Annotated in this window: 24 protein-coding genes, 2 tRNA genes and 1 pseudogene; 9 read left to right on the top strand and 18 right to left on the bottom strand. The window is 65.4% G+C overall.

Going from position 1 to position 26,295, the window contains the following annotated elements; genetic code table 11:
- Positions 1-305 precede the first annotated feature (305 nt).
- From A5645_RS13510 to A5645_RS13500, 3 genes are read left to right on the top strand one after another with little or no spacing between them, the layout of a single operon-like run.
- Positions 306-1,016, top strand: a complete 711-nt coding sequence (locus tag A5645_RS13510; RefSeq protein WP_065129853.1) for an ABC transporter ATP-binding protein — start codon at positions 306-308, stop codon at positions 1,014-1,016.
- Positions 1,013-2,185 carry an ABC transporter substrate-binding protein gene (locus A5645_RS13505; RefSeq protein ID WP_065129852.1) on the top strand — a complete coding sequence of 391 codons (1,173 nt, stop codon included), beginning with the start codon at positions 1,013-1,015 and terminating at the stop codon, positions 2,183-2,185. The genes A5645_RS13510 and A5645_RS13505 overlap by 4 nt, the downstream gene beginning before the upstream one ends.
- Positions 2,182-2,991 carry an ABC transporter permease gene (locus tag A5645_RS13500; protein ID WP_065129851.1) on the top strand — a complete coding sequence of 270 codons (810 nt, stop codon included), beginning with the start codon at positions 2,182-2,184 and terminating at the stop codon, positions 2,989-2,991. The genes A5645_RS13505 and A5645_RS13500 overlap by 4 nt, the downstream gene beginning before the upstream one ends.
- 176 nt (positions 2,992-3,167) lie before the next feature.
- Here the strand turns inward: A5645_RS13500 and A5645_RS13495 are convergent, their stop codons facing one another.
- Positions 3,168-4,061: a lysophospholipid acyltransferase family protein gene (locus tag A5645_RS13495; RefSeq protein WP_065129890.1), complete on the bottom strand. Its 894-nt coding sequence runs from the start codon at positions 4,059-4,061 to the stop codon at positions 3,168-3,170.
- Positions 4,062-4,109: 48 nt separating this feature from the next.
- Here A5645_RS13495 and A5645_RS13490 point away from each other — a divergent pair, with 48 nt between their 5' ends.
- A complete protein-coding gene (locus A5645_RS13490) occupies positions 4,110-4,691 on the top strand; it encodes a TetR/AcrR family transcriptional regulator (RefSeq protein ID WP_065035508.1) in 582 nt (193 codons plus the stop codon).
- Positions 4,692-4,716: 25 nt separating this feature from the next.
- Here the strand turns inward: A5645_RS13490 and A5645_RS13485 are convergent.
- A tRNA-Lys gene (locus A5645_RS13485) sits at positions 4,717-4,789 on the bottom strand.
- A 208-nt stretch (positions 4,790-4,997) separates the two neighbouring features.
- Between A5645_RS13485 and A5645_RS13480 the strand changes: the two genes are divergently transcribed.
- Entirely contained in the window at positions 4,998-6,200 is a 1,203-nt protein-coding gene (locus tag A5645_RS13480) for a L,D-transpeptidase (RefSeq protein WP_065038412.1), read from the top strand.
- On the opposite strand, the gene A5645_RS13475 is transcribed toward A5645_RS13480, so the two are convergent.
- From A5645_RS13475 to A5645_RS13430, 10 genes and pseudogenes are all read right to left on the bottom strand, one after another.
- Positions 6,197-6,973: a mannan-binding family protein gene (locus A5645_RS13475; RefSeq protein WP_065129850.1), complete on the bottom strand. Its 777-nt coding sequence runs from the start codon at positions 6,971-6,973 to the stop codon at positions 6,197-6,199. The two genes, A5645_RS13480 and A5645_RS13475, sit on opposite strands and share 4 nt — an antisense overlap.
- A gap of 10 nt (positions 6,974-6,983) precedes the next feature.
- The gene (locus tag A5645_RS13470) at positions 6,984-7,685 is read right to left on the bottom strand and encodes an Rv1363c family protein (RefSeq protein ID WP_065129849.1); all 702 of its coding nucleotides are present in this window, start codon (positions 7,683-7,685) and stop codon (positions 6,984-6,986) included.
- Positions 7,686-7,703: 18 nt separating this feature from the next.
- Entirely contained in the window at positions 7,704-8,954 is a 1,251-nt protein-coding gene (locus A5645_RS13465) for an MlaD family protein (RefSeq protein WP_065129848.1), read from the bottom strand.
- Complete coding sequence (locus A5645_RS13460; protein ID WP_065129847.1) at positions 8,951-10,150, bottom strand: MCE family protein; 1,200 nt, start codon at positions 10,148-10,150, stop codon at positions 8,951-8,953. Before A5645_RS13460 ends, A5645_RS13465 begins: the two co-directional genes overlap by 4 nt.
- An 11-nt stretch (positions 10,151-10,161) precedes the next feature.
- A complete protein-coding gene (locus A5645_RS13455; protein WP_065129846.1) occupies positions 10,162-11,268 on the bottom strand; it encodes an MCE family protein in 1,107 nt (368 codons plus the stop codon).
- Complete coding sequence (locus A5645_RS13450) at positions 11,265-12,311, bottom strand: MlaD family protein (protein ID WP_065038418.1); 1,047 nt, start codon at positions 12,309-12,311, stop codon at positions 11,265-11,267. Before A5645_RS13450 ends, A5645_RS13455 begins: the two co-directional genes overlap by 4 nt.
- Before the next feature lie 4 nt (positions 12,312-12,315).
- The gene (locus A5645_RS13445; protein WP_065129845.1) at positions 12,316-13,371 is read right to left on the bottom strand and encodes an MCE family protein; all 1,056 of its coding nucleotides are present in this window, start codon (positions 13,369-13,371) and stop codon (positions 12,316-12,318) included.
- A pseudogene (locus tag A5645_RS13440) lies at positions 13,368-14,706 on the bottom strand (MlaD family protein). Before A5645_RS13440 ends, A5645_RS13445 begins: the two are co-directional and overlap by 4 nt.
- A gap of 112 nt (positions 14,707-14,818) precedes the next feature.
- The gene (locus A5645_RS13435; RefSeq protein WP_065037042.1) at positions 14,819-15,682 is read right to left on the bottom strand and encodes an MlaE family ABC transporter permease; all 864 of its coding nucleotides are present in this window, start codon (positions 15,680-15,682) and stop codon (positions 14,819-14,821) included.
- Between the two features lies 1 nt (position 15,683).
- A complete protein-coding gene (locus A5645_RS13430; protein ID WP_436405495.1) occupies positions 15,684-16,529 on the bottom strand; it encodes an MlaE family ABC transporter permease in 846 nt (281 codons plus the stop codon).
- A 327-nt stretch (positions 16,530-16,856) separates the two neighbouring features.
- Between A5645_RS13430 and A5645_RS13425 the strand changes: the two genes are divergently transcribed.
- Positions 16,857-17,459: a TetR/AcrR family transcriptional regulator gene (locus A5645_RS13425; protein WP_065037040.1), complete on the top strand. Its 603-nt coding sequence runs from the start codon at positions 16,857-16,859 to the stop codon at positions 17,457-17,459.
- Between the two features lie 21 nt (positions 17,460-17,480).
- Here A5645_RS13425 and A5645_RS13420 read toward each other — a convergent pair whose 3' ends face one another.
- The 3 genes from A5645_RS13420 to orn form a co-directional block, all read right to left on the bottom strand.
- Positions 17,481-18,245 (bottom strand): alpha/beta fold hydrolase, encoded by a 765-nt coding sequence (locus A5645_RS13420; protein WP_065129889.1) that lies wholly within the window; start codon positions 18,243-18,245, stop codon positions 17,481-17,483.
- Positions 18,246-18,381: 136 nt separating this feature from the next.
- Positions 18,382-18,457 (bottom strand) — tRNA-His (locus A5645_RS13415).
- A gap of 53 nt (positions 18,458-18,510) precedes the next feature.
- The gene (gene orn, locus A5645_RS13410; RefSeq protein WP_065129843.1) at positions 18,511-19,158 is read right to left on the bottom strand and encodes an oligoribonuclease; all 648 of its coding nucleotides are present in this window, start codon (positions 19,156-19,158) and stop codon (positions 18,511-18,513) included.
- A gap of 86 nt (positions 19,159-19,244) precedes the next feature.
- Between orn and A5645_RS13405 the strand changes: the two genes are divergently transcribed.
- Positions 19,245-20,786, top strand: coding sequence for a helicase HerA-like domain-containing protein (locus A5645_RS13405; RefSeq protein WP_065129842.1), 1,542 nt, complete (start codon positions 19,245-19,247; stop codon positions 20,784-20,786).
- A 3-nt stretch (positions 20,787-20,789) separates the two neighbouring features.
- Here the strand turns inward: A5645_RS13405 and cmrA are convergent, their stop codons facing one another.
- On the bottom strand, positions 20,790-21,596 hold the full coding sequence (gene cmrA / locus A5645_RS13400) for a mycolate reductase (protein ID WP_065129841.1): 807 nt from the start codon (positions 21,594-21,596) through the stop codon (positions 20,790-20,792).
- Positions 21,597-21,671: 75 nt separating this feature from the next.
- On the opposite strand from cmrA, the gene A5645_RS13395 reads away from it, so the two are divergent.
- Entirely contained in the window at positions 21,672-23,105 is a 1,434-nt protein-coding gene (locus tag A5645_RS13395; RefSeq protein WP_081288335.1) for an MFS transporter, read from the top strand.
- Here the strand turns inward: A5645_RS13395 and A5645_RS13390 are convergent.
- Both A5645_RS13390 and A5645_RS13385 read right to left on the bottom strand, forming a co-directional pair.
- Complete coding sequence (locus tag A5645_RS13390; RefSeq protein WP_065129840.1) at positions 23,079-23,870, bottom strand: MmpS family transport accessory protein; 792 nt, start codon at positions 23,868-23,870, stop codon at positions 23,079-23,081. The genes A5645_RS13395 and A5645_RS13390 overlap by 27 nt on opposite strands.
- A gap of 66 nt (positions 23,871-23,936) precedes the next feature.
- Positions 23,937-24,578 carry an SACE_7040 family transcriptional regulator gene (locus tag A5645_RS13385; protein ID WP_065129839.1) on the bottom strand — a complete coding sequence of 214 codons (642 nt, stop codon included), beginning with the start codon at positions 24,576-24,578 and terminating at the stop codon, positions 23,937-23,939.
- 42 nt (positions 24,579-24,620) lie between these two features.
- On the opposite strand from A5645_RS13385, the gene A5645_RS13380 reads away from it, so the two are divergent.
- Positions 24,621-26,261: an AMP-binding protein gene (locus A5645_RS13380; RefSeq protein WP_065129838.1), complete on the top strand. Its 1,641-nt coding sequence runs from the start codon at positions 24,621-24,623 to the stop codon at positions 26,259-26,261.
- Positions 26,262-26,295: the final 34 nt, after the last annotated feature.

Genomic DNA, 26,295 nt, shown 5'->3' with positions numbered 1-26,295 from the left:
TGCGATCAACGCGATCTCATTTGCTCGATCGGCAGCTCGATGGTGGTCCGATAGGGGCGGCGTCACCGTCGCGGCGATGCCGATGCGTCGCCCGAAGCTGTTGCCCGGCATGCTGTTTGCGGTCAGTTGATAGGTGACCGAGCCGGATCGCCGGATCCCGTCGGGCACCCCTTCGCGCCTATCGCTGTTGTCTGCGCCGGCGCGTCGGTGAACGTCGGCATGCTGATCGAATTGGTGGGAGCCTGTTTTTGTGCCGTGTCCTGGGAATGGGCGGCATTCGATCCCCCTCGGAGAGGAACACGAACGTGGGAGCTGCCACAGTACGAATCGTTGGCGGCCACAAGCGCTTTGATGCCGACAGCCACGCGCTGGCAGACATCGACCTGACCATCGAGGACGACGATTTCCTGGCGATTCTGGGGCGCAGCGGCAGCGGCAAGTCCACCCTGCTGCGGGTGATCGCGGGCCTGGAGGAACTGACGTCGGGAACCGTCGAATGGTCCAGCGCCAACGGGGTGGCACGGCCGCACACCGGCGTGGTCTTCCAGCAGCCGCTACTGTTCCCCTGGCTCACCGCCGGGGAGAACGTGACCATCGCCGGTCGATTCGCCGCCCACAAAGGATCATTCCAGCGCGAATACGCCGAAGAACTGCTGCGGCGATTCGACCTGGAACGGGTGGCCGACCGTTATCCCGATCAACTGTCCGGGGGCCAGGCACAGCGTGTCGCGATCATCCGTGCGGTCGCCACCCGGCCGCGACTGCTGCTGCTCGACGAGCCCTTCAGTGCGCTGGACCCGGCCATCCGAGGCGACCTGCAGAGGTGGCTGGCCAACCTCGCCGCCGAGCTCGGTGTCACGGTGGTGCTGGTCACCCATGATGTCAACGAGGCGTTGTTGCTGGCCGGCCGCGTGGTGCTGCTGGGTCCCGACGGCAGGATCCGCCGGGAATGGCGACCGGGCGACGAACAGCTCAAGCAGGAGATCCTGGACCATTACCGCCTGGTGGGGCAGTGACGGGCGCCCCGGTTTCGCGGCGGACCTTACTCAGCGGAGCTACCGCGCTGGCCGCGGCGGGCGGGCTGGCGGGTCTGGCTGACCTGGCCCACGCGGCAAGCATCGACCGGACCAACACCAGTGGGCAACTCCGCATCGGATATCTGCCCATCACCGATGCGGCGCCCCTGCTGATCGCGCACGCGGCCGGTCTCTATGAGCACGGCGTGGTGAGTTCGGCCAAGCCGGTGCTGTTCCGCAGTTGGGCATCGCTGGCCGAAGCCTTCGTCACGCGGCAGGTGGACGCGGTGCACATGCTGATGCCGACCGCGATCCAGTTACGTTTCCTGCTGCGCAGTCCCGTTCGGGTGCTCAGCTGGAACCACACCAACGGGTCAGCGCTGACCGTCGCGCCGGACATCACCGATCTCGGCCAGCTGGCCGGAACCCAGGTGGCGATCCCGTTCTGGTGGTCGATCCACAACATCATCCTGCAGGACCTGCTGCGCGCCCATGGCTTGGTGCCGGTCGTGCGCCGCAGCGCATCACGCAGCGCCCGGACGGTCGAGTTGATCGTGATGAGTCCCTCGGACATGGTGCCGGCGTTGGCCAACCGCTCGATCAGCGGCTACGTGGTGGCCGACCCGTTCAACGCCATGGCACAGGTGCGCAAGATCGGCAGGATCCACACCTTCCTCGGCGACGTGTGGCGAGACCATGCCTGCTGTGTGGTGCTCGCCCACGAAGACCTCATCGAGCACCGGCCGCAGGCGGCCGCCTCGCTGGTGAACTCCATTGTCGGCGCGCAGCAACGCATCAACTCCGACCGCGTGGCGGCCGCGACGGTGTTGTCGAAGGGCGCCTACCTTCCGCAACCGCAACCCGCCATCAAGACCGCGCTGACCTACCGTGCGCAGGACTACCGCTTCCTGCACCCCGACTGGCAACCGCAGCGGTTGGGCTACCAGCCGTTCCCGTTCCCCAGCTTCACCCGCCGGCTGGTGGAGGCCATGCACGACACTGTGGTCGACGGCGACCGCAAGTTCCTGGAACGGCTGGATCCGGCGACCGTACATGCCGAGCTGGTCAACGACGCCTTCGTGCGGGCCGCGTTGGCGGCGTACGGCGGTCCCGAAACCTTCGGCATCCCATCCGATTTGACCCGAACCGAACAGGTGCAACCGCGATGACTCTCGAGCAGGCCGTCCCCGACACCTCGACACCACCGGCGCCGGCAGCGCGATGGTCGCTGCTGCAGCGCGGGTGGCCACCCGCCGTGGCGATCGCAGCGGCGATCGCGGCGTGGTGGCTGGCCACCGCGGTCCTTGCGCCCTCGCAGTCCCTGTTGCGCGAGACGACGCCGGTGAAAGTCGCCAAAGCCCTTGTCGATCTGTACAACCGCGGTGTGCTGTTGCCCGATGCCGGTGTCAGCCTGTGGCGACTGCTGGTCGGATTGCTGGTCGGCGCCGTCATCGGGATTCCCGCCGGGCTGCTGATCGGGTTGAACGACACCGCCGATCGTGCGACCCGGCCGGTGGTGCAGTTTTTGCGGATGATCTCACCGCTGTCCTGGGCGCCGATCTCGGTGGCGCTGTTCGGGATCGGGAACCAACCGGTCATCTTCCTGATCGCCGCGGCGTCGGTCTGGCCGATCCTGATCAACACGGCCGCCGGCGTGCACGCCATCGATCCGGGCTATCTGCAGGTGGCGAAATCGTTCGGGGCAACGCGCATCGAACGACTCACCGTGGTCGTGCTGCCGGCAATCCGCGGGCATCTGCAGACCGGTCTGCGGGTAGCCCTGGGTATCGCGTGGGTGGTGTTGGTGCCGGCTGAAATGCTGGGCGTGCGTTCGGGTTTGGGCTATCAAATCCTCAACGCCCGCGACCAGTTGGCCTACGGCCAGGTGGTTGCGGTGATCGTGGTGATCGGCGTCATCGGCTACGTGCTTGACCTTGCGGCGCGACGGGCGCTGTCGGGATCGCGCGCGGCGTAGCGCGTCCCGCTGTGCCCGCTATGGCCCGCTGTGCCGCTGTGCCGCTGTGCCGCGGTGCCGCTGTGCCCGCGAGCGCCGCTGTGCCCGCGAGCCGAACGTCACTGCGAAAAACCGCACTATAAATCGCAGCCAGGTTCGGCTCGGCGAAGCCCGCCGCTGCTCGGGGAGCCCGGACTTCAGGCCGCCGCGCTGGCCCACGCCAACGGATTGAGCTTGCGGAACGGGTCCTCGGCGCGCACGGCAAGCAGGTGAGCCAGGATGGCCTCGAGTGACTGCTTCGTGCTATCCCTGACCGACGCCACCCAATCCTCCGTCGACACATCGTTGGGCTTCGTGGTAACGATCGGCGCACCGAACTCGAGATACATCCGCTGGGGTCGCGGAATGAATGTGGGTCCGACACCCCGCAGCAGCGGCATCGCCATGTCGGCCTCGCCGCCAAGCCTGGCGCTGATCGTCCGGCTGAGCCGGCCCAGGGTGCTGTCGCGGGTGACCAGGCTCTTGTACACGTCGTCGCCGCCGACCAGGCCGACCGGGACGATCGGGTAGTCGTTCTCCACAGCGATGCGGGCGAAGCCGGAGCGGCCACGCCAATTCAGGTGGTATTCCTCGCCCTTGTACTTCGCGATCTCGCGGCCTCCACCGGGGAACACCAGGATTGTTTCGTTGTGCCGCATCAATTCTCGAGCGGTCTTCGGATCGCCGACCACGCCGCCGTAAGCCGTCATCAGGTCGCTTCCGAAACCGGGCTGCTGGGCGAACCTGCGATCCGCCAACGGCCGGACCCGGGTGCCGATGGCGCGACGCACGAAATGCGGAACCAGTAACACTTCGCCGCCGACGAACTGAGTGTGGTTGCCCACCAACAGAAATCGACCATCCGCCGGCAGCGTGTCCAAACCGCGCAGGTAGGGCCGATAGATGTCGATCAACGGGGCGATGCCGTCGTGAACCCGCTCCAGCGCGCCGCGGAGCCGCTGCACACGGCGCGGATGGTTCATCACGGCGTCGATGTCGATGGGCAGGTTTCCGAAATTTTTCTTGCGGGGTGGCGGGAAAGGCGGGGCCATGCGGACCAGCATATCAAACGAACTAGTTCGTATGGGTATGATTTCCTGATGCGATCCACAACGGAACTTCGCGACACGATCCTGAGTGCCGCGCGCTCCGAGTTCGCGCAGTACGGGCTGGCCGGCGCTCGGATCGACCGCATCGCTCGCACCGCGAGCGCCAGCAAAGAACGGCTCTACGCGCATTTCGGGGACAAGGAGACGTTGTTTCGGAGCGTGGTTGCCGCCGACGGCGAGGAATTTTTCGCCGCCGTGACGCTGCGGCCCGATGCGGTAGCCGAATTCGTCGGCGAGATCTACGATCTGGCGCGGCAACGGCCCGAGCATCTGCGGATGATCACCTGGGCCAACCTGGAGGGGCTGGCCCTTGACCCGCCCCCGGCCGACGAATGGGACTCCATGCCCGCCCGGCACATTCGTGCTGTCGAAGCGGCTCAAGCCGCCGGTTACGTCGACAAGTCCTGGCGGCCGATGGACCTGCTGGTGCTGTTGGTGGGCGTCGGGCTGGCCTGGGCGCAGTCACCCCACCCGGACGCGCGCACGTCCGATCCGGAGGTGGTCGCGGCCAGGCGGGCCGATGTCGTCGAAGCCGCTCGTCGCATTGTGTCCCCGGCGGGACCGCGAGCCTGATTTCCGGCTCCCTGAGGAAAGAAAGTGCGCCGTCAGGGTTTCGAACCCCGGACCCGCTGATTAAGAGTCAGCTGCTCTACCAACTGAGCTAACGGCGCGTGCTCGGCCAGAGACCGGCTATCGACAATAACAGGCGTTGCGTCGCGGAGGGAAATCCCTACCCGTGACCTGCGCCACCCTCTGTGGACATAACCGATATCATTCATCCGCATTGCCACGGGCGGTAGTGCTCAGGCACTACAATGCAGGAAACAATTTGGGTCAGCGGTGACCGAGCAAAGAGAACAGAATGTGGAAGGTCACTTGATGGCGCCTTTGCGCAGACGTCGATCATGGCTGGCTGTGGCCATGGTCCTGGTTGCTGTGTGCGGAGTCGCCTGTAGCAGCGGCGGCGGCACGCCGGTTGCTGCCAAGGTGATCGAAAACAAGGGCACGCCGTTTGCCGACCTGCTCGTCCCCAAGCTCAGCGCGTCGGTCAGCGACGGCGCGGTCGGGGTCACCGTGGACGCTCCGGTGACGGTGACGGTCGCCGACGGCGTGCTGGCCTCGGTCACCATGGTCAACGACAACGGTCGCCAGATCGCCGGGCAGCTCAGCCCGGACGGCTTGCACTGGCAGACCACCGAACAGCTCGGCTACAACCGGCGCTACACGCTGAGCGCCAAGGCGACGGGGTTGGGCGGCGCGGCGACCCGGCAGATGACCTTTCAGACCAGCTCACCGGCGCACCTGACGATGCCCTACGTCGTGCCCAGCGACGGCGAGGTGGTCGGCGTCGGGCAACCGGTCGCGATCCGCTTCGACGAGAACATCGCCGACCGCGTCGCCGCCGAGAAGGCCATCAAGATCACCACCAACCCGCCCGTCGAAGGCGCCTTCTACTGGCTGAACAGGCGCGAAGTGCGCTGGCGCCCAGAGCATTACTGGAAACCGGGAACCACCGTCGACGTGGCGGTGAACACCTACGGGGTCGACCTCGGTGAAGGGATGTTCGGCGAGGACAACGTCAACCTGCACTTCACCATCGGTGACGAGATGATCGCGACCGTGGACGACAACACCAAGATCATCACGGTGCGAATCAACGGTGAGGTCGTCAAGACCATGCCGACGTCGATGGGCAAGGACAGCACGCCGACGAACAACGGCGTCTATATCGTCGGCGGGCGGTTCAAGCACATCATCATGGACTCCTCGACCTATGGCGTACCGGTCAACTCGCCGAACGGCTATCGCACCGATGTCGACTGGGCCACGCAGATTTCCTACAGCGGCATCTTTGTGCACTCTGCACCCTGGTCGGTGGGCGCTCAGGGCCACTCCAACACCAGCCACGGCTGCCTGAACGTGAGCCCGAGCAACGCCGTGTGGTTCTACGACCACAGCAAGCGCGGTGACGTTGTCGAGATCGTCAACACGGTGGGAAGCATCCTGCCCGGGACGGACGGCCTCGGCGACTGGAACATCCCCTGGGATCAGTGGCGCGCGGGTAACGCCAACTCGTCCTAAACCCGCAGCACGGAACCCAGTGCCGACAGCGGGATGTGCGCCTCGACCGTGCCGCCGTCCATGAACCACTGCGGCAGGCCCGGTGAGAAGTTGACCGGTTCGTCATGTCCGACCGGGTAGTCGGGCATGTAGAGAATCAGCTCATCAGGGGTCAGCGCCCAGGCGCGGTAGGCCCCGGAATACACCTTGTCGGGCGTCCAGCGGTCCACGACGAACGGGTATGTCCCCGGGTCGTGCGGGGGAGCTGCCTGGTTCAGTGCGGCTTCGATGAAGGGCTGCGCCGGCGGGGGGATGGCAGTCAGCGGGTTGCCGTTGGTCAGGTCGGCCAATTGGACCCGCCGGCCCCCGGCCATGTCGAACGTGAAGGTGCGGTAGGCGTTATTCGGCTTGGGCCCATCGGCATGGTAGTCCTCGTGAAAGACTGCGCTCAGTAGGTTGCCGTGCTGGAAGATCTGGTAGTTCTCCTCGCCGTAGCTGTCAGCGGCCATGAGCGCGTTGGCGTTTCGCCAATTGCCCACCAGGGTGCGCAGGTAATCGCGGATCACCGGACCCGCGGTCGGGTTGTCGACGAGATCGACGGGCACGGCGACTTTGATGTCGCGCACCGCATTGCGTTGAGAGGTCACCGCGGTGTGGCAGTACTGACCGTCCCAGCCGCCACCGAGTTCCCCGCAGAACGACTCGGCCGAGGCGTGGGCGATGCCCACACCTGCCGCTGCGTTGATTGTGCTTGCGGCAGCCAGCAATCCGGTTGCCAGAAGTCTGCTGATCATGGCCTGCCCCTCACAGCAGCTGGACTTTGCTGGCCCGCCAGCGTCCGTCCACTTTCTCCATCGTCATCTTGATCCTGCTGCGATCGATGCGCGGATCCGGCACGGCCATGTTGGTCACCGTCTGGTCGATGAAGACCAGCACCACAACCTTGTTCGTGGTCTCGGAGGCGATGGCGGAATCGACTATCACGCCGTGTGCGGTGGCCTTGTTGTCGATCAGCAGCTGCCGCAGCTGCACGCTGGACTGGGTGTACATGTCCTTGAACTCCCCGGTGGCGCCGTCAAGCACTTGCCGGAAGTTTTCGTCGACGTTGTTTGAGTCGATGCTGGTCAGGATCTGCGCGTATTTGACCGCCGCTTGCTGTGCCTGCTCGCCGGCCACCTGTATCTGATGCTGTTGCCACAACTTCCAGCCGAGGAAGCCTGAAAGCGCAAGCGAGGCGACGAGTAACAGCGGCAGCACGCTGCGACGCAGGTACCGGCCCCAGGGTCGTCCGGGTCGCTTGGCTTTCGCTTTGTCGCGCTTACCGAGCAGCGGCCCGTCGTCCTCGTCGTCTTCGTCCGCCACAGCCTCGGTGACTTCGGCGGCCTCGGTGTCGTCGGCCGCCTCCGTGGCTTCGATGTCCAGGTCGTCGGCGCTGACGGCGTCTTCGACTGTGGCACCGTCCTCTTCGGTGTCGAGGTCTTGCTCGGTGGTAGCGACCACAATCATCTCCTTGAGCGAATTGGATTAGTGCGGTGGTTCGATGGGCAGCTGCGGGCCGCCGTATGGCGTGGGAACCGTGAAGCGGCCCTGCGGTGTCGGGTCGGTGCGCCGTCCGAGGTCGGCTCCGGGTGGTGGGCCGGCGGTGTCGTCGCCGGCGGGTCGCGGCGCGTTCTTGGCCGAGCGGATTCCCACCCCGGGGTCGTCGTCGCGGCAGTAGGTGTACATGAACGGTTCGTAATAGTCGGCGGCCGAGGGTGGGTGCGTGGGTGTTCCGTAGTCACATGCGTAGCGTGGATAAAGTTCGGCTGTGGCCCACACCCCGTGGTCGTGGAAGGCGCTGGCGACGGCGTCCAGGGTTGATCCGCGGTAATTGGGGAAGAGCGCGTTGAGAGCCGGCACCCGCAGGTAGAGCAGCTGCGAGGCGGTGGCCAGGCTGCCCAGCAGCTGCACCATGGTCTCGGAATTGTCGGCGAACAGGTTGTCGATGGCCGAAAGCGATTGCGGCGTCTGGGCCGTCAGCCGGCGGTAACCGGCCTGCATCCGGGCCACCCCGGCCAGGGTGCGGTTGAGGTCGGTGGTGGTGGCGGCCAGCCCGGCGTTCTTGTCGGCCGCCAGCGTCAGCACGACGCGGCTGGTCCGCAGGATGCTGGTGGTTTCGGGCAGCACCGAATCGAGCGTCGAGAGCAACATGGTTCCGCCATCCACGATGGCGGCCAACTTGTTCGGCCCTTCCTTGCTCAGGCTCAGCTCTTTCTTGATCAGCTCGATCTTGTGCGGATCGACCTGTGCCAGCAGCCCGTCGGCATCACCGAGCAGTTGGGCCAGGCTGACCGGAACGCCGGTGTGGTCGAGCCCGATGAAGCTGCCGTCGTGCAGGTAAGGTCCGGCGTCGGATTGCGCCTCAAAGTTGATGTACTGCTCACCGGCCGGCGACAGCGCCGATACGCGCGCCACGCTGTTCGTCGGGATCCGTACCCTTGACGAGATACTCGCTATGGCGTTCACGCCTCGATCGGTGATCTGCAGCGACTCGACGCGTCCGATCCGCACTCCACGCAGGGCGACGTCCTGATTCGGGAGCAGGCCACCGGATTCGATCAGTTGCACCGTCACTCGGTAGGACGTCGCGAACGGCGCCACCCGCAGCGCACCGATCAGCAGGTAGGTGGTGGCCACGACCAAGGTGAGCACGAGCCCAGCCACCGACAGCCATACCTGGCGTCGATGCGCGGCCCGCACCGTGCGGACAACATGTGCTGCAAGCGAATTGATCACGGCGGTGGTCCCGGTGACGTCGGCCCGGGGGCGATGAGGATGCCGCCCGGGACATTCGGGTCCGGAATCACCGGGACCTGAGGCGAGTTGGGGCCGCGGCCGACGATGCGTTCCTGCAGGCGCCACAACGTGTACTTGAGCGAGCCGATCATCTCGTTCCAGGTGAATCTGGTCGGTCCGTGCAGGCCTCGGTCACCGGGAAATCCGATGTCCGGGATTGAGCCCAGCACCAGTTGGTCGACGCCCACGTGCACGGAAATGGCGGCGCCGGAGGTCGATTTGATCAGTGCGGGCATCATCCGGTTGAGCGGAAGCCAACTGGTTTCCGGGCTTATCGCCACGTCGTTGGCGGCGCCGGCGAGGGTATTCAGGTCACGGATGACACTTCTCCCACTGGTGTCGGTTCCATTGAGCGACGGGAACCGGGAAAGCACCCGGCTGGTGTCACCGACCTGGATGAGCAGGTTCGATAGCTCGTTGGTGTTGTCGGACAGCGCGGCCATCGCCGGGTTGGCGGCCGCCATCAGGTCGCTCAAGGTCTGATTCTTGGCGTCGAGTTCCCCACTGAGGCGCGATAATTCGGTCAGCGCGTTGGAGATCTGTGCCGACCGGGCATCCATGGTGCCGAGCAGCTGATTGGATTTGCGGATCAAATCACCGAAGGCGTGACCCTGGTCGCCGGTGGCTTTGCCGAATCCGTTGATGATGTTGGTGAAGTTGCGGACCGCCCCGCCGTTGACCAGGATCGCCGCCGAGCTCAGCACCGACTCCACGGTGGCGGCCGCGGCCGTCGAGTCCAGATCGATGGTGTCGCCGTTTTTCAGTAGTGGTGTGCTCGGGGAGGTCTCCGCCGGTGGCCGCAACGACACGAACACGTCGCCGAGCGGTGTTGCGGTGCGTAGTTCGGCGGTACTTCCTCGGGGCAATAGGACGCCGTCGCGGATGCGCAGGGTGGTGATGGCGGTGTAGTTGCGCGCGACCATCGACTCCACCTGGCCGACGTCGGCCCCGGCCAGTTTCACCTTGGCGTTCATCGGCAGGTTGAGGGCGTTGGAGAAAACCGCGGTCAGCATGTAGCCGCCCGAGCCCAGGCCGGGTGCCGGAAGGGGCAGGCTGGCAAGGCCGTTGGTGGCGCAGGCCGAGCTGAGCACCGCCGCGGCCGCGACCGCGGCTACGGCCTTGCCGCGGACTCGCATTCGCTTGGCCCTCATTTCTGTCCCATCGCTGCCAAGCCGTCCAGCACGTAGGTCAATCCGAAGTCCGGCCCGAAATCCTGCACCGTTCCGGTGCTGCACCCCAGCTGTCGCAGCCCCATCAGGTTGCAGACCTCTTTGGTGAGCTGGCTGTCGAAAATCATGCGGTCGGTGAGGAAGTGGGCGCGGACCGCGCCGTTTTCGCGGTCCACCATGTTGTAGGCGTTGTCGGCCAGCAGGGGCGCAAGATCGAGGGTTTCGGCCAAGTCGCGGCGGTGGTCGACCAGAGTCTTGGCCACCGTGTTGCCGTTCAGCAGGGCTTGCCGGATGACGTCGCGGTTGGCGTCGAGGAGGTCGCCGGCGCGCTGGACCAACTGGTCGAGTTTCCGGCCGGTGCTGCCGCCGCCGATGTCCTCGTCGGCCAGGATCTGACTGACCTGATGGATGGTGGAGGCGAATTCGCGTAGCTTGCCGTCGTTGTCGGCGGCGGCCGCGAACAGCGAGCTCATGTTCTTGATGATCGTGGTGATCTGGCCGCGGGTCTGGGCACCGCCGTCGCTGCTCAACCGCAGCGCTCGGGACAGCTCGTCGAGCGCGCCCTTGATCTTGGCGCCGTTGCCGTTGACCACCTCGGTGCCACCGTTGAGCACGTCGGCGATCGGTCCGGCACCATGCCCGTCGCCCTCGAGTGACTTCGTCACCCGATCCAAAACCGCCAGGACACGGCTGAATTCGACCGGAGTCTTGGTCCGGGTCAGGCCGATGGTGTCGTGATTCGCCAATGTCGGGCCGCCCCGGTAGGGCGGTGTGAGTTCGATCTGGCGGTCGGTGAGGATCGACGTCGACACGGTGACCGCTTGGACATCCGCTGGGACCTTGACATCGCGGTCGACGGTGAACTGGACCTCGACGTAGCCGCCCTTGGGGCTGATATGGATGACCTTGCCGACGGGCATGCCCAGGATCGCCACCACGTTGCCCTCGTAAAGGCCCGAGGCGCTGTCGAATTGCGCTGTAATGGTGATCGGGTCTTTTCGGCCGGCGAGATACCACCAGCCGACCCCGACCGCGGTGACCACCGAGGCCACGATCGCAACGACGGCGATGATCCGGGCTCTCATTTGCAGTCCTTGTAATAGGGGATCATGCCGAACTGCTGAGCCCGGCCGCTGATCGCACACATCCACGAGTCGATGAGCAGGGAGCTCGGCAGGTTGAAGCTGACCGCGTTCGCGTCGCCGGTGAGGTTGGTCGCCTCCCGCGCGAAGATCGGAGTGGCCTGCAACACGTTGCCCACCAAATCGTCGTGTTTGGCCACCATGTCGGTGAATTCGCGCATGTCTTTGAGAAGCGCATCGACGCCGGCGCGGTCGTTGACCACGATCTGATTCATGTTGTCCACCAGGCTGGTCAAGGACTGCATCATCGCGTGGAAAACAGCGCGGCGCGCGGCGAATTCACCAAGCAGCTGCTGAGCCTGATTGACCACACTGCCGATGTTGGCCTGCTGGCGGCGCAACGTATTGGTGACCTGCTCGGTGCTCTTGAGCAGCTGGCCGAGTTGGTCACGGCGTTGGGCGATGATCGACGACAGTGAGTCGATGTTCGCCATCGCCTGCGGCACGACCGGGGGCAGTTTCTCGAGCTGCTTTCCCAGCACGGCCAGTGATTGGGCGAACCTGTCGGAGTCGACCTGCTCGAAAGTGGTTGTGGCGTCGTGCAAAGCGGCCTGCAGGTCATAGGGGACCTCGGTGTGGGCCAGGTCGAAGGTGTTGTTAGCCAGGGAGCCCGAACCGTTCGGCTCCAAAGCGAGGTAGCGCGAGCCCAGGATGGTGGTGACCTTGATCGAAGCCTTGGAATCCCTACCCAGCACCACGTCGTTGCGGATCTTCAGGCCGGCCTCGACATGGTCGCCGTCCAACTTCATGCTCGTCACTTCGCCGACCGGTATGCCCGCCACGGTGATCGGGTTCCCCGGCCGCAGCGAGGCCGCCTGCAGGAACTCCGCGGTGTAATGCCGGTACCCGGCACCGAGCGCGTGGACCAAGAGCATGGCCCCGATCAGCACCGCGACCACCGCGCAGGCACTGAACCCCAGCCATGTCTTGTTGTAGCTCTCGAGCGGCCGTTTCCTCAGCCGCTGCCGTCGGGACGTATCGGCCATGGGATCAGTTACCTCCCACGTTCCTGCATCGGGGAGTATGCATCGCTTTGTTGCCCGGCGTCGCGGCGTTGACGATGATCGGCACCACGTCGTTGAGGCCGGGGAAGAATCCGAATATGTTCACATCGCATGCGTAGGCGTTGCCGTACGCGCCCTGATTGCCAACGCGGATCAAGCCTTTGAGGACCAGCGGAACGTTGTCGCCGAAGAACGCCACCTGCGGTTCGACGTCGAGCAGGTGCCGGGTGACACCGGGCCGACGATCGATGAACTCGCGAATCGCCGGGTAGTCCTCGCGTGCGGCGTTGGCCAGGTGGGTCATCATCCGGGACATCGCGCCGACCGAGGACACCAGCTCCGGGCGCCGCTGGTTGAGGGCGGCGACCACATCGCGGGTCTGGGTGAGGACGCCGTCGAGATCGTCGTTCTGCGCGGCGAGATTGACTACCACCTTGTTCAGGTTGGTGATCACATCGCCCAGCGCCTGATCCCGTCCCGCGAAAGTCTCGGTGAGCGTGGATGTCTGGCTGACCAGGGTGGCCAGTGACGAGGTGTCACCCTGCAGCGATTCGAGTACGCCTTTGGTGAGGTTGTCGGCGTCGCGGGGATTGAGCAAGCTGAACAGCGGTTCGTAACCGTTGAGCAGGGCGGTGACGTCGAAGGAGGGCTCGGTGCGTTCCAGGGGAATGGTGCTGCCGGGCGGGAGTTGGGCGTTGCTGCCCTCATGCCCCAGCGACAGACCAAGGTATCGCTGGCCGACGATGTTCTGGTAGGTCACCGACGCGACGGTGTTGCCGAATACCCGCTGTTCCTGTTGCAGAACGAACGTCACTTTCGCGAATCGTCCGTCCAGCTCGACCTTTTCGACGCGACCGACCCGTACCCCGGCGACTCGGACGTCGTCACCCTCCCGAAGCCCGTAGACGTCGGTGAACATCGCCGTATAGGGCGAAGTCTTCCCCCCCACGTCCCGCCGCAGGCTCACATACACCAGCCACGTCAACGTCACGGCCACGATCATGAAGAGGGTCAGGCCGATCAGAGGTCCGCGAAACTTCATCGGGGTCCCCCGTTCGAGGGGGTCAGCGACACCGTGGTTCCCCGGGCCACCGGACCCAGCAGCAGTTCGGTGGCTACCGTGGCGGGCCGGCCGCTGATGACGCCCAACAGGTCTCGTTCATATTGGCTGCCGACGGGTCCGACGTTGCCGCCGAATGATGAAGGGGTGACGACCGATCCCGCTGCCGGGGGACCCAGCAGCGGGGGTGGCGGTACTGGCCCGTGGGCGGGTGGTGAGGGGTCCGGGTCGTCGGGCGTCGGGCCCGACCACCGTCCCCGGTGGTGGCGCCAGATCCTTGGGCGGCTGGTAGTTCTGCGGCAGCAGCACGTCGGGCAGGTCGGGCTTGTTGGGGACCAGCGGTGCGGTGTAACAGCTCGGCCCCTTCAATTCGCCGTAGCGTGGGCAGTCGGCGCGGCTGTAGGCGAATGTCTGCGTGAAGGACAATCGTGCGCGCATGTGGCCGACCCCCAGTTCGGGCATCCACACTTCCTCCATGAACTTCTTCGCCAGGTTGTCCAGCTTGGCCACCGCAGGAACGAAGTTGTTCGACCTGAGGGCAAGCACCCCGACGACCGGAGTGAGTTCGGTGGAGATCCGGACCAACTGGTCGATGTGATTGCTGAACGACTGGTGCGTGGTGTCAACCGTGTAGTCGGCACCGGAAAGCAGCGAAGCCAGTTGTCCCCGCGTCTCAGCGAAGGTCTGCATCGGCTCGACGGCCTCGTGCAACGCATCGAGCAGCTCGGGTGCGGTGGCCTGTAACCCTCGTGTGGCCTCCACCAGCGCAGCCACCGTCGACGGGCCGGTGTCGGTGCTGACGATCGAATTCAGTTGATCGATAAGGCGATTCAGTTGAGCCGCGCTGCCGAGCAGTTTGGTGCGCCGGTTGTCGGTTGCAGCGTTGAGCGCAGCCAGAATGCCAACGGATCGGTCCTCGCGGCCGCGCCCGGTGGCGGCGAGCAGGTCCCGCAGCTTGCTGATAGTGGTCTGGAACAGGACCGTCGGTAGTTGGGTGTCTTCGTGAATGTGCGCACCCGACCGGATGGCCGCTCCGGGCCCGTTGCCGACCAGCTGCACGGAGGAGACCGCGAACACATTGCTGGGCACCACGCGTGCGGTCACCGCGGCCGGAATGGACTTGGCGTATTCGGGTTTGAGGTCGATGTGCACATAGTTGGGGTTGCCATGAGCGGCCGGTACCACGTCGTTGACCATGCCGACCAGCACGCCGTGATACTTGACATCGGATTTTTGTGGCAGGCCGTCACCCACGTTGACCAGATCGGCGATCACCCGGACGTATTCATTGAGCCGGCCAGTGGACTTGTACAACAGACCCACGGTGACCAGGGCCGCCACCATCGCCACCGCGACACCACAACCGAAAAGTTGCCGGTCGGATGGGCCGCGCCCGTCGACGTCGAAGGAATTGGGTTGCGGCCTCAACCTAACCACCGAACCTTGCGCCGGCGTCGACCCCCCACAGCGCCATGGTCAGCAGCATGTTGACCATGATCATGACCGTGATGCTGGCCCGCATCCCGTGCCCCGCAGCCACTCCCACCCCTTCGGGACCGCCGCTGGCGTAAAAGCCGTAGTAGCACTGGATGGTAGAGGCGATCCACACGAAGATGATGGCTTTGAACAACGAATAGACGATGTCCTTACCGGCCAGCATCAACGAGAAGTAATGCAGGTACGACCCGGATGAGCCACCGCTGCTGATCTGCACCACCACCTGAGTGGTCAGATATCCGATCGCGAGGCAGGCGGCGTAGAGCGGAATCATGGCCATCACCGAAGCGATCAGCCGGGTGGTGACCAAATAGGGAATCGGCCTGATCGCAATGGATTCCATGGCATCGATCTCTTCGGCGATGCGCATCGAGCCGAGTTGTGCGGTGAAGCGGCAACCGCCCTGCATCGCGAACGCCATGGCGGCCATCAGCGGAGCCAACTCGCGGGTGTTGACCAACGACGATACGAACCCGGTCGCCGGTCCCAGGCCCAGCAGGTCCAGAAAGTTGTATCCCTCGATGCCGACCAGGGCGCCGACCGTCATGCCGAGCACCACCGCGACGCCGGCGGTGCCGCCGCCCACCACGATCGAGCCGTTGCCCCAGGTGATGTTGGACAGCAGGCGCAGGAACTCGCCGTTGTACTGGCGCAGCGTGAGCGGTATCGCCACCAGCGCCCGCACGAAGAAGACCAGCATGTGGCCGAGGCGACTGATCGGTTTGGTGCCGCGCCGGTACATGCGCATCAAGCGCGTGGTCAGCGGCGCCAGCGGTAGGTAGGGGGAGGCCGTCACGTCACAAACCGGTCCTCGGAGACAGCATGATGTAGAGCTGGCTGATGGCGACGTTGACGATCATCAGCAGCAGAATCGATTCCACTACTGCGGCATTCACCGAGTTGGCCACGCCGGTGGGACCGCCCTTGGTGGACAGTCCCTTCTGGCTGGACACGATCGCGACGATCGCGCCGAAGATGATGGCCTTCAGCAGTGCCAGGATCATGTCGCCGGTGGTGGCGAACGACGCGAACGTGGACACGAAGCTGCCCGGCGCCCCGTCTTGGAAGTAGACGTTGAACATGTAGCTGGCGAAGAACCCGACAAAGCACACCACGCCGGTGAGTGCGACGCCGATCATGATCGCCGCGGCAAAGCGTGGCACCACGAGGCGGCGAATCACCGAGACGCCCATCACCTCCATGGCGTCGGTTTCCTCGCGCATCGTTCGGGAACCCAGGTCGGCGGTGATGGCGGAGCCGACGGCGGCCGCCATCAGAACCGCGGCAACCAGCGACGCGCCCTGCCGGATGACCGCGAGTCCGCTGGCCGCGCCGGCCAGCGAGGTGGCCCCAACCTGCCCGGCGAGCAGCGCGAACTGGATTGACAGGGTGACGCTGATCGGGAGCGAAACCAGGATCGTCGGCAGAACGGCCGTCCCCGCCATGAATGCGCCCTGGCGGACGAATTCCTGCCACTGGAACCGGCCGGTGAAGAGATCGATGAAGAAGTACTGGATTGTGCGGATGCCCAGGACGAATTGTTCGCCGACCGTCCGCAGCGACGCCAGCGGGTGGCGGTCGACGTAGCCGACACCCCAATCCTTGATCGCGTTGACGCCGTCGTCCGAGCGTTCGTCGCGCACGACAGGTTCTTGGTGCAAGGTCATATCAAACGGAACCGAGGAACGGTTGAGCAAACGATCTGGAGTTCATCGCGTACCGGAAACCGATCTCATCGGGCGCTCTCCCCACCGGTTGCTTCGTGAGCGCCGAGCGGATTTTGCCGAGTGTCATCGAGCGACTTTCGCCACGTCCAAACGCCACGATTCCGCAACCCTGCAGCTCAATCAGTTTTGCGGTATCACGCTAGCCTACTTGATAGGCACTTTCAATAGTGTAGAGTCACTCACTTACGACCATCTTTGGATCGCGCAACCTGCTCGGCCTGTCGGACTCGCGAAGGTGATCGCATGCCCTCAGCAAACATTGAGTCGCTTCGGGACCGGCGTCGCGCTGAATTGCTCTCACTAATCCAGCACACCGCTTACGAGCTTTTCGCCGAGCGCGGATTCGATGCCGTGACGACCGAAGACATCGCCGCCGCGGCCGGCATCTCGATCAGCACCTACTTCCGGCACGCACCCACCAAAGAGGGTCTGCTGGTCGATCCGGTCCGCGAGACCATCAGCGAGATGCTCGATGCCTTCAGCGCCAGACCGGCCGGCGAATCGGCGGTCGAAGTGCTCATACAACTGTTCGTCGCCCACGCCAGGGAAGCCGGCGAGGTCAATCACCTCGACACCTGGCAGCGAGCGGTCGCGACGGCCCCGCATCTGCTGAGCAAGTCGACCCTGATCCGTGAAGCCGATCAACGCAAGTTCGTCGAGCACGTGGCGTCCCGGATGGGCGTTGACCCAGGCGTCGACGTCCGTCCTGCGCTACTCGTGCATACGAGCTTGGCCACCGTGAAATTCGTCATCGACCGCTGGCTGACCGCAGAAGCAGAACCGGAAGAACCCATGCACGTCTATATGGAACAGGCGTTGCGAATCACGCTGGCCGGATTCGAATAACCGGCGTCGCAACAGGATTGGTCACAACTGTGCCAGGAACTCGCGCACGGCGGCGTTGAACGCTTCGGGCTGGTCGAGATTCGCGGCATGCCCCGCGTCGGCGAGGACTACCTTGCGGGAGTTGGCGATGTGGCGAGCCATGTAGTCGGCGCCGGCCAGGAAGTCGGTGTCGTCACCACCGACGACCACCAAGGTGGGCACCGCGACGCTGTCGAGCGATGCGATGACGCGGGCGTCTTTCTGCGCCATGACGCCGCGCGCGGCGCGGGGGAGACCCTCCGGGTGTTCATGCACTGCCTGCGCTACTTCCGCCGAGCGACTCGCTGAACCCTCGCCGCGCTCGAATCGCTGGGCGGTTCGTTCGACCCAGGCGTTCCATTTGTCTCGCGCTTCGTCGTTGCGGTAGCCGGGCCCGGTGTCGACCAGCACCAGCCCCGCGACCCGCTGCGGGTGCACGAGGTGGAAGGCCAGTGATAGGTAGCCGCCCAACGACATTCCTCCGATGACTGCCCGCTCGGCGCCCGCGGCATCGAGTATCGCCGCCATGTCGGCGACGCTGATCTGTTCGCTGTAGCGGTCCATCTCCTCGGGGGCGTCGCTGCTGCCGTGGCCGCGCTGGTCCCAGACGATGACCGGCCGGTCGACGCTCAACGCATCGATATTGCGGTGCCACATGCCCGCGGTCGCGCCGAAACCGTGCGTCAGCAAAATCGGGATTCCCTGGCCCTGCGGGTTGTGCACCTGATAGGCGAGCGTGACGCCGCCTTCGCGCTGCAGTCTGTTCACCCCGCCACCTTGCCATCCCGACTTGTCCGTCGAGACTGCGGCGTTGCCCAAGGCGCGCACTCGGTAGGCGCTGCGGGTTGCGAAGCTGTCGACGCCGCCGCCCTACTCGCATCGCAGATGGAGCGATGCCCATACCTGGGGTGGCTGACGGGGCTCGAACCCGCGACATCCAGGATCACAACCTGGTGCTCTACCAACTGAACTACAGCCACCATGGCCGCCAGACAGCCTCAGAAGAGCGGGCTAACGAACGGCGACGTCGATACTAACCGCTTGGGCGCTCGTCGGCCGAATCGATAACCTCCGCGGCTTCGGTTTCACCCTGAAGATCGGTGACCACGGCGGCGATTTCACTGGTAGAGGGCCCGGGCGGGGGCACGAACGCCGTTCGCCGGTAGTACTGCAGCTCCCGGATCGACTCGTGGATATCGGCCAGCGCGCGGTGCGCCAGGCCTTTGGGCGGCTGCCCGAAGTAGATGCGCGGGTACCAGCGCCGGCACAGTTCTTTGATGGAACTGACATCGATCATCCGGTAGTGCAGAAACGAGTCCAGGGCCGGCATGTCACGGGCGATGAAGGACCGATCGGTGGCGATCGAATTGCCCGCCAACGGCGCGGTCTTGGGCTGTTTGACGTGCTTGCTGATGTATTCGAGGACCATCGCCTCGGCGGTTTCGAGGTCGACGGTCGACGCCCTGACCTCGTTCGTCAGCCCCGAACGCGCGTGCATCTGCGCGACGACGTCGATCATCGAGGTCAAGTCGGCTTCCTCGGCGTGGATCACGACATCGATTCCGTCGCCCAAGATGTTCAGATCGGCATCGGTGACCAGGGCGGCAATCTCGATCAGCTTGTCCGACCCCAGATCCAGCCCGGTCATCTCGCAGTCGATCCACACCAATTCGTCCCGCACAGCGCCCAAGCGTAAGCCCACGTCAGGCCCCGCTGGTGCACCCCCTGGCAAGTAGGGTGATGTTTGCCATACAGCAAGGGGAACTGATGAGCACCAAATCAGACGCCGCCAAAGGCATCGCGGCGGGTTATGCCGTCCAAGGTCAGGCGCTGGAACTGGGCACGGTCGTCGTCGACGGGGACGTCGACCCGACCGCGCAGATCCGCATCCCGCTGGCCACCATCAACCGTCACGGTCTGGTGGCCGGAGCCACCGGGACCGGGAAGACCAAGACGTTGCAGCTGATCGCCGAGCAACTCAGCGCTGCGGGCGTCCCGGTCTTCATGGCCGACGTCAAGGGTGACCTGTCGGGCCTGGCGCGGCCAGGGGAGGGCAACGACAAAACCGCCGCCCGCGCTAAGGACACCGGCGACAACTGGGAGCCCACCGGCTTCCCGGTCGAGTTCCTCTCGCTCGGCACCGGCGGGGTCGGGGTGCCGGTACGCGCCACCGTCGAAAGCTTCGGCCCGGTCCTTCTGTCAAAAGTATTGGGACTCAACGCTACTCAAGAGTCGACGCTCGGTCTGATCTTCCATTGGGCGAAACAGAACGGCCGCCCGCTGGTGACTTTGCAGAATCTGCGGACTGTGATCGGCCACCTCACCAGCGACGAGGGCAAAGCCGATCTGAAATCCCTGGGCGGAGTGTCTTCCACCACCGCCGGGGTCATCTTGCGCGCGCTGGTGAATCTTGCCGGCGAGGGCGGTGACACATTTTTCGGCGAGCCCAAGCTCGACCCGAACGATCTGCTCTACACCGACGACCAGGGCCACGGGGTCATCTCGCTGCTCGAGTTCAGCGGTCAGTCGCTGCGTCCGGTCATCTTCTCGACCTTCCTGATGTGGTTGCTGGCCGACCTTTTCGCACAGCTGCCCGAGGTCGGTGACATCGACAAACCCAAGCTGGTGTTCTTCTTCGACGAAGCGCACCTGCTGTTCACCGATGCGTCGAAGGCCTTCCTCGAGCAGGTCGAGCAGACCGTCAAACTCATCCGCTCCAAGGGTGTGGGCGTGTTCTTCTGCACGCAGCTGCCCACCGACCTGCCCAATGACGTGCTGTCGCAGCTGGGTGCGCGGATTCAGCACGCGTTGCGGGCATTCACCCCGGACGACCAGAAGGCGCTGAGCAAGACGGTGCGCACCTATCCCAAAACCGATGTGTACGACCTGGAGTCGGCGCTCACCTCGCTGGGCATCGGCGAGGCCGTCGTGACCGTGCTGTCCGAGAAGGGGGCGCCGACGCCGGTCGCCTGGACGCGCATGCGGGTGCCTCGTTCGTTGATGGCCGCGATCGGCGCCGACGCGGTGACCGCAGCCGCCAAATCCAGTCGGCTGCAGAAGACATACGGCCGGACGTCTCCGTCGCCCGACGAGGTTCCCGCAACGCAACCGCCGTCGGCGCCGAGCTCCGACTACCCGCCCGTGCCGACATACGACGAGGTACCGCCCATGCCGGCGCCCGCCGAGCCGAAGGGGCCCCCGGTGTGGGAGGAAGTGCTGAAGAATCCCACCGTGAAAAGCGGCATCAACACAGCAATACGCGAAGCGGTGCGCGGCATCTTCGGCACCGGTCGGCGCCGCCGAAAGTAGCTGCTACCCGCCGCCGAGCTTCTTGTAGAACGCACCCACGATCGGCGCCACGATGGCCCGGGGTGCATACCCGCTCGCCACCGACATCGCCTTGGAGGTCACCCCGGGAACGACGCGCATCTTGTTGCGTTCCAACGCATCCAGGGAAACCTGGGCGGTGTGCTCGGTCGAGATCCACAGGAAATCGGGCACCAACTTCTCCACCAGCGACCTCTCGTCGCCTTCGGGCAGGTCGGTGCGCACCGGGCCGGGTGCCAGCAGCGTGACGTGTACCCCGGATTTCCGGACCTCGCCGCGCAGCGATTCGCTGAAGGTGTTCGCAAACGCCTTCGTCGCCGCGTAAGTCGCGTTGTAGGGAATCGGTGAATTGCCCGCCGCCGAACCGGAAATCAGGATGCCGCCGGCCTTGCGCGCGACCATTCCGGGTAGGACCGCCAGCGTAAGGTCGTGCACCGCAATGGCATTCAACTGCACCTGGGCCTTCTCGCCGGCCGGGTCGAGGTCGGCAACGGCACCGAACGTCGCGGTGCCCGCGTTGGCGCACAGGATTGAGATCTCCCGCGCTGTCAGTTCCTCGCACAACTTGCCGCGCTCGGTGGGGTCGGCAAGGTCGGCAGGGCGTACCTCGACAGTTACCCGGTACTTGTCCGACAGCCGGGCGGCGAGGCCATTGAGCAGCTCCTCGCGCCGCGCGGTGATGATCAGACTGTGGCCCCGCGCGGCGAGCTCGGTGGCCAGCGCCTCGCCGATGTTTTGCGACGCTCCGGTGACAACAGCGCGCGCGTCCGGGCTGGGGGCAGGTATCGGCATGACGACGATCGTAGACACCCCTTGCGGGACAGCAGTTCGCAGCGGGTCGCTGGGAAAACACATAGAGTGCCGACCATGAGCGAGCCGGAGTCCCCCGACACAGGCGCCGGCGGTGCGGAATCCCTCGAAACTGAAACCTGGCAGGCAAAGGCCGAGTCCACGGCTGCAGAAATTCAATCTCGGCGAGACGCGGCCGAACACCCGCCGGAAAGCACTTCGCCGTCGCGGATAGTCGCATGGGCGCTGTGGGACTGCGGTTCGACCGGGCTGAACGCGATCGCCGCGACGTTCGTGTTCTCGGTCTACCTGACCAGCAGCGTGGGGGTGGGCACACCGTTGGGTGCCACTCCGGAAAGCTGGCTGGGGCGGGCCGGTGCCATCGCAGGGATCACCATCGCGCTGCTGGCCCCCGTGGTCGGCGTGTGGGTGGAGTCTCCGCATCGTCGACGGCTGGCGCTCGGTCTGCTGACCGGCCTCGCGGTCGCGCTGACCTGTGCGATGTCGCTGATCCGCGACGACTCGCGCTACTTCTTCGCCGGACTGGCGCTGCTGGCCGGCACGGCGGCATGCGGCGACCTGGCCAGCGTCCCCTACAACGCGATGCTGCGGCAGCTATCGACGCCGCAGAACGCCGGCCGCATCTCCGGCTTCGGCTGGGCGGCGGGCTATGTGGGCAGCGTTCTATTGCTGATCCTGGTCTACCTCGGCTTTATGACCGGTGACGGCGACACCCGCGGGTTGCTGCACCTGCCGACCGCCGACGGTGTGAACGTCCGCGCCGCGATGCTGTTGGCCGCGGCCTGGCTGGCGATTCTGGGATTGCCCGTGTTGTTGGTCGCCCACCGGCTGCCGGGCGCGCGCACGGTCACCCGCCGCAGCGGTCAGGGTGCTTACCGAAAGCTATGGGCCGACGTCACCTCCGAGTGGCGTCGTGACCGAAACCTCGTCTACTTCCTGGTCGCCAGCGCCATCTTCCGGGACGGCTTGGCCGCGATATTCGCCTTCGGCGCCGTGCTGGGGGTGGAGGTGTACGGACTCAACCGGGCCGATGTACTGATCTTCGGGGTGGCCGCGAGCGTGGTGGCGGCCATCGGAGCAATCATCGGCGGGTTCGCCGATCACCGGGTCGGTTCCAAGCCGGTCATCGTCTTTTCCTTGTCGGCGATCCTCGCCGCCGGGGTCGCCATGATGGTGCTGTCGGGCCCACTCGCCTTCTGGGCCTGCGGACTGCTGCTGTGCCTGTTCATCGGACCGTCGCAGTCCTCGGCGCGCGCACTGCTGCTGCGCATGGCCCAGCACGGCAAGGAGGGCGTGGCCTTCGGCCTCTACACGATGACGGGTCGGGCGGTCGCGTTCCTGGCGCCGTGGCTGTTCTCGGTCTTTGTCGACGTGTTCAACGCTGTCCGGGCCGGTCTGGGCGGAATCTGCGTCGTGCTGCTGCTCGGGTTGCTGGCGATGCTGGTGGTGCGGGTGCCGCCCGAATCAAAGCGGGGCGTCGCAAATGGTTAACCCCTGCCCGGTGCGCTGCCGCACCTGAACGCCGGCCACCGTCACCGAGCAGGTGACATTGTGGCCGATGTTGACGATCGTGACGCTCGCCGGATGCGGGGTCGACGTCGACAGGCTGACCTGCTTGCTCCAGGGCAGTGCCACGTTGAACTCGGTCTGGATCAGGTCGCCGGTGTCCAAGTACATGACGCTGATGGCCCGACCCTCCCCAGTGACCGTGTAGACCACGGTCTGCATGGTTCCCGGCGAGGTGGGGGACCCGGGCGGGGCCGTTGTGCTCGGTTCGGTCGTCGTGGTCCGCGGCGGCCTGCGGGTAGTCGAGGGCGGTGATGTCCTGGTCGTCGGGGGTACATAGGTCGTCGTGGGCCCGGGCATCGGGGGCAGTGGCTCGATCGCGGTCTGCTGTTTTCTCGACACGTTCACGATGACCAACGCGATCACCAAACCGATCACCAGCAGCACCGAGGCGCCGGCCACGAACCACAGCCAGCGCGGAGAGCGTGGTGGCGGTGGGGGCTCGCCGGACAGGTCATCCGCGCGCTGCTGGTCCTGCTGCCAGTACTCAGGCGGTAATTGCTGGGTGGGGTTTGGTTGATATGCGCCGGGCGCCCAGGGGGAACCGCCGCCGCCGTAGCTGGCGTACGGCATCTGATCGGCATAAGCCGGGTAGTCGATGGGGGGTGAATCGGAATAGTCGTGCGACCACGCCGAATCAGACCCCGGTTGAGGGGGGCCGAATTGCTGGGGTCGCTGTGGATCGTTCATGTCCACTTCGCAGGGTACAAGGCATCGGTCCGGGACCCGTTTGGCGAGTGCTCAGCTTGCCTGTACTCAGAGTTCGCCGGCGCTGAGCGCGGCGATGGTCATGGCCCGCATCACAGCGCGGGAGCGCACCGCCCGCGCCGGCTTGGCGTCGGCCGCTTTCATGCTGTGCGGGGTCGAGTTCAGCAAGCCGAATACCGCGTGCGCCATCAGGCGGGCATCGGCTTCGGCGAGTTGGGGGTTCAGCTTGCGCAACACACTCACCCAGATCTCGACGTACTGCCGCTGCGCCTTGCGCACCTGACGCTCGGCGGACGCGGGTAGGTGCGCAAGATCGCGGTCCTGAATCCGGATGAGATCGGGTTCGCCCAACGCGAAGTCGAGATGAAAGTCGATAAGTCCGTCCAGTGTCGCGGCGGCATCAGCACCGCGGTCCGCGACCGCACGCGCCCCGGCGAGCAGGTTGGCGCTGATCCCCACCAGCAACTCGACCAGCAGCGACTCCTTGTTGGGGAAGTGCCGGTAGATCGCCGGACCGCTGACGCCGGCGGCGGCGCCGATGTCCTCCAATCGCACCGCAAGGAAACCGCGCTCGGCGAACAGGCGCTCGGCGGCCGCCAGCAGTTGCAGACGCCGGTCGGACTTCAACTGGCTGCGGCGATTTGGCGGCTCGGGCCGGCCGTGATCGCGGTCCTGTGCGGACGCTGCCATGACGGCCTCCTGGACATCTCGGTTAATCGTCACTAACGTAGCATCGACGCACCGGCCGGAGGAACCGTGACGCTTTCTTACGAACACGGCCCGAGCGCGCCCCCGTTGCTCGAATCGACCATCGGCGCCAACCTGGCAGGCACCGCAACGTCTTTCGGGCACCGCGATGCGCTCGTGGATGTCGCTGCGGGGCGGCGCTGGACTTACGCAGACCTGCTCACCGATGTGCGCCGCCTCGCAACGGGGCTGTTGCGCGCCGGCATCCGCAAGGGCGATCGGGTCGGCATCTGGTCGCCCAATCGCTGGGAATGGGTGCTCGTGCAATACGCGACCGCGGAGATCGGTGCCATCCTGGTCACCATCAATCCGGCCTACCAGTTGCGTGAATTGACATATGCCTTAGCGCAATCGGGTGTGGTGATGGTGGTCGCGGCGCCGGGGTTCAGGGACGCGAATTATTCCGAGATGCTGACGCAGGCGGCCCCGGAATGTCCCGACCTGCGCGCCGTCGTGCTGATGGGGACCGACGGATGGGACGAGCTGGCCGCCGCCGAGCAGGACGCGGTCGCGCTGGGCTCGACCGCTCGGCAGCTGGCGTCAAGCGATCCGGTCAACATCCAATACACCTCGGGCACAACGGGATCCCCGAAGGGCGTGACACTGACTCACCGCAACATCCTCAACAACGGATACCTGGTGGGCGGAACCCTCGGGTACAACGAACACGACCGCATCTGTATCCCGGTGCCCTTTTATCACTGCTTCGGCATGGTGTTGGGCAATCTGGCGGCCACCAGCCACGGCTCCTGCATGGTGATCCCGGCATCCAGCTTCGACCCCGCCGCCACGCTGCGGGCGGTGCAGGCCGAGCGGTGCACGAGCCTGTACGGCGTACCGACCATGTTCATCGCCGAACTCGGTCTGCCGGATTTCGCCGACTATCAGCTGGACACCCTGCGCACCGGGATCATGGCGGGCGCCGTCTGCCCGGTGGAGGTGATGCGCAAGGTGATCGAGCGGATGCACATGCCCGGGGTCTCAATCTGCTACGGCATGACCGAGACGGCACCCGTCAGTACCCAGACACGCCCCGACGATTCGTTGGAACGGCGCGTGGGAACCGTCGGCCGGGTGGCTCCGCACCTGGAGATCAAGGTGATAGATCCCGGCACCGGCGCCACCGTTCCGCGCGGTGTGGCCGGCGAGTTCTGCACGCGCGGCTATTCGGTCATGTCGGGGTACTGGAACGACGAGGTGAAGACCGCGGAGGTCATCGACACCGACGGATGGATGCACACCGGCGATCTGGCGTCGATGGACGAGCACGGATACGTGCAGATCACCGGGCGGCTCAAAGACATCGTGGTGCGCGGTGGCGAGAACATCGCGCCCCGCGAGATCGAGGCGTTTCTCCTCACCCACCCCGACATCGTGGACGGTCACGTGATCGGCGTGCCCGACGAACGCTACGGCGAGGAACTGATGGCGGTGATCAAGCTGCGCGATGGCGCCCCGGAGCTGACCACCGCAGCCCTGCGGGATTTCTGCGCGGGCCGCATCGCGAAATTCAAGATCCCGCGCTATCTGAGGATCGTCGAGGAATTCCCCATGACCGTCACGGGCAAAGTCCGCAAAGCCGAGATGCGCGAGCAGGCGCTCGAATTCCTGGCCGGCCGGGCATAACCGCTGCTGGGACCGGCCCCTGCCTGGACGCACC

This window comes from Mycobacterium asiaticum, assembly GCF_001673635.1.
In the GTDB taxonomy this organism is placed as follows: domain Bacteria; phylum Actinomycetota; class Actinomycetes; order Mycobacteriales; family Mycobacteriaceae; genus Mycobacterium; species Mycobacterium asiaticum_C.
Note: the sequence above shows the minus strand (reverse complement) of the source record. Positions and strands in the feature narration are given on the sequence as shown.

Coding starts and splice junctions, on each gene's coding strand:
- A5645_RS13500 (WP_065129851.1), top strand. CDS start 2,182: ATGACTCTCGAGCAGGCCGTCCCCGACACCTCGACACCACCGGCGCCG.
- A5645_RS13495 (WP_065129890.1), bottom strand. CDS start 4,061: ATGGCCCCGCCTTTCCCGCCACCCCGCAAGAAAAATTTCGGAAACCTG.
- A5645_RS13490 (WP_065035508.1), top strand. CDS start 4,110: ATGCGATCCACAACGGAACTTCGCGACACGATCCTGAGTGCCGCGCGC.
- A5645_RS13480 (WP_065038412.1), top strand. CDS start 4,998: ATGGCGCCTTTGCGCAGACGTCGATCATGGCTGGCTGTGGCCATGGTC.
- A5645_RS13475 (WP_065129850.1), bottom strand. CDS start 6,973: ATGATCAGCAGACTTCTGGCAACCGGATTGCTGGCTGCCGCAAGCACA.
- A5645_RS13470 (WP_065129849.1), bottom strand. CDS start 7,685: ATGATTGTGGTCGCTACCACCGAGCAAGACCTCGACACCGAAGAGGAC.
- A5645_RS13460 (WP_065129847.1), bottom strand. CDS start 10,150: ATGCGAGTCCGCGGCAAGGCCGTAGCCGCGGTCGCGGCCGCGGCGGTG.
- A5645_RS13455 (WP_065129846.1), bottom strand. CDS start 11,268: ATGAGAGCCCGGATCATCGCCGTCGTTGCGATCGTGGCCTCGGTGGTC.
- A5645_RS13450 (WP_065038418.1), bottom strand. CDS start 12,311: ATGGCCGATACGTCCCGACGGCAGCGGCTGAGGAAACGGCCGCTCGAG.
- A5645_RS13445 (WP_065129845.1), bottom strand. CDS start 13,371: ATGAAGTTTCGCGGACCTCTGATCGGCCTGACCCTCTTCATGATCGTG.
- A5645_RS13425 (WP_065037040.1), top strand. CDS start 16,857: ATGCCCTCAGCAAACATTGAGTCGCTTCGGGACCGGCGTCGCGCTGAA.
- A5645_RS13405 (WP_065129842.1), top strand. CDS start 19,245: ATGAGCACCAAATCAGACGCCGCCAAAGGCATCGCGGCGGGTTATGCC.
- cmrA (WP_065129841.1), bottom strand. CDS start 21,596: ATGCCGATACCTGCCCCCAGCCCGGACGCGCGCGCTGTTGTCACCGGA.
- A5645_RS13395 (WP_081288335.1), top strand. CDS start 21,672: ATGAGCGAGCCGGAGTCCCCCGACACAGGCGCCGGCGGTGCGGAATCC.
- A5645_RS13390 (WP_065129840.1), bottom strand. CDS start 23,870: ATGAACGATCCACAGCGACCCCAGCAATTCGGCCCCCCTCAACCGGGG.
- A5645_RS13385 (WP_065129839.1), bottom strand. CDS start 24,578: ATGGCAGCGTCCGCACAGGACCGCGATCACGGCCGGCCCGAGCCGCCA.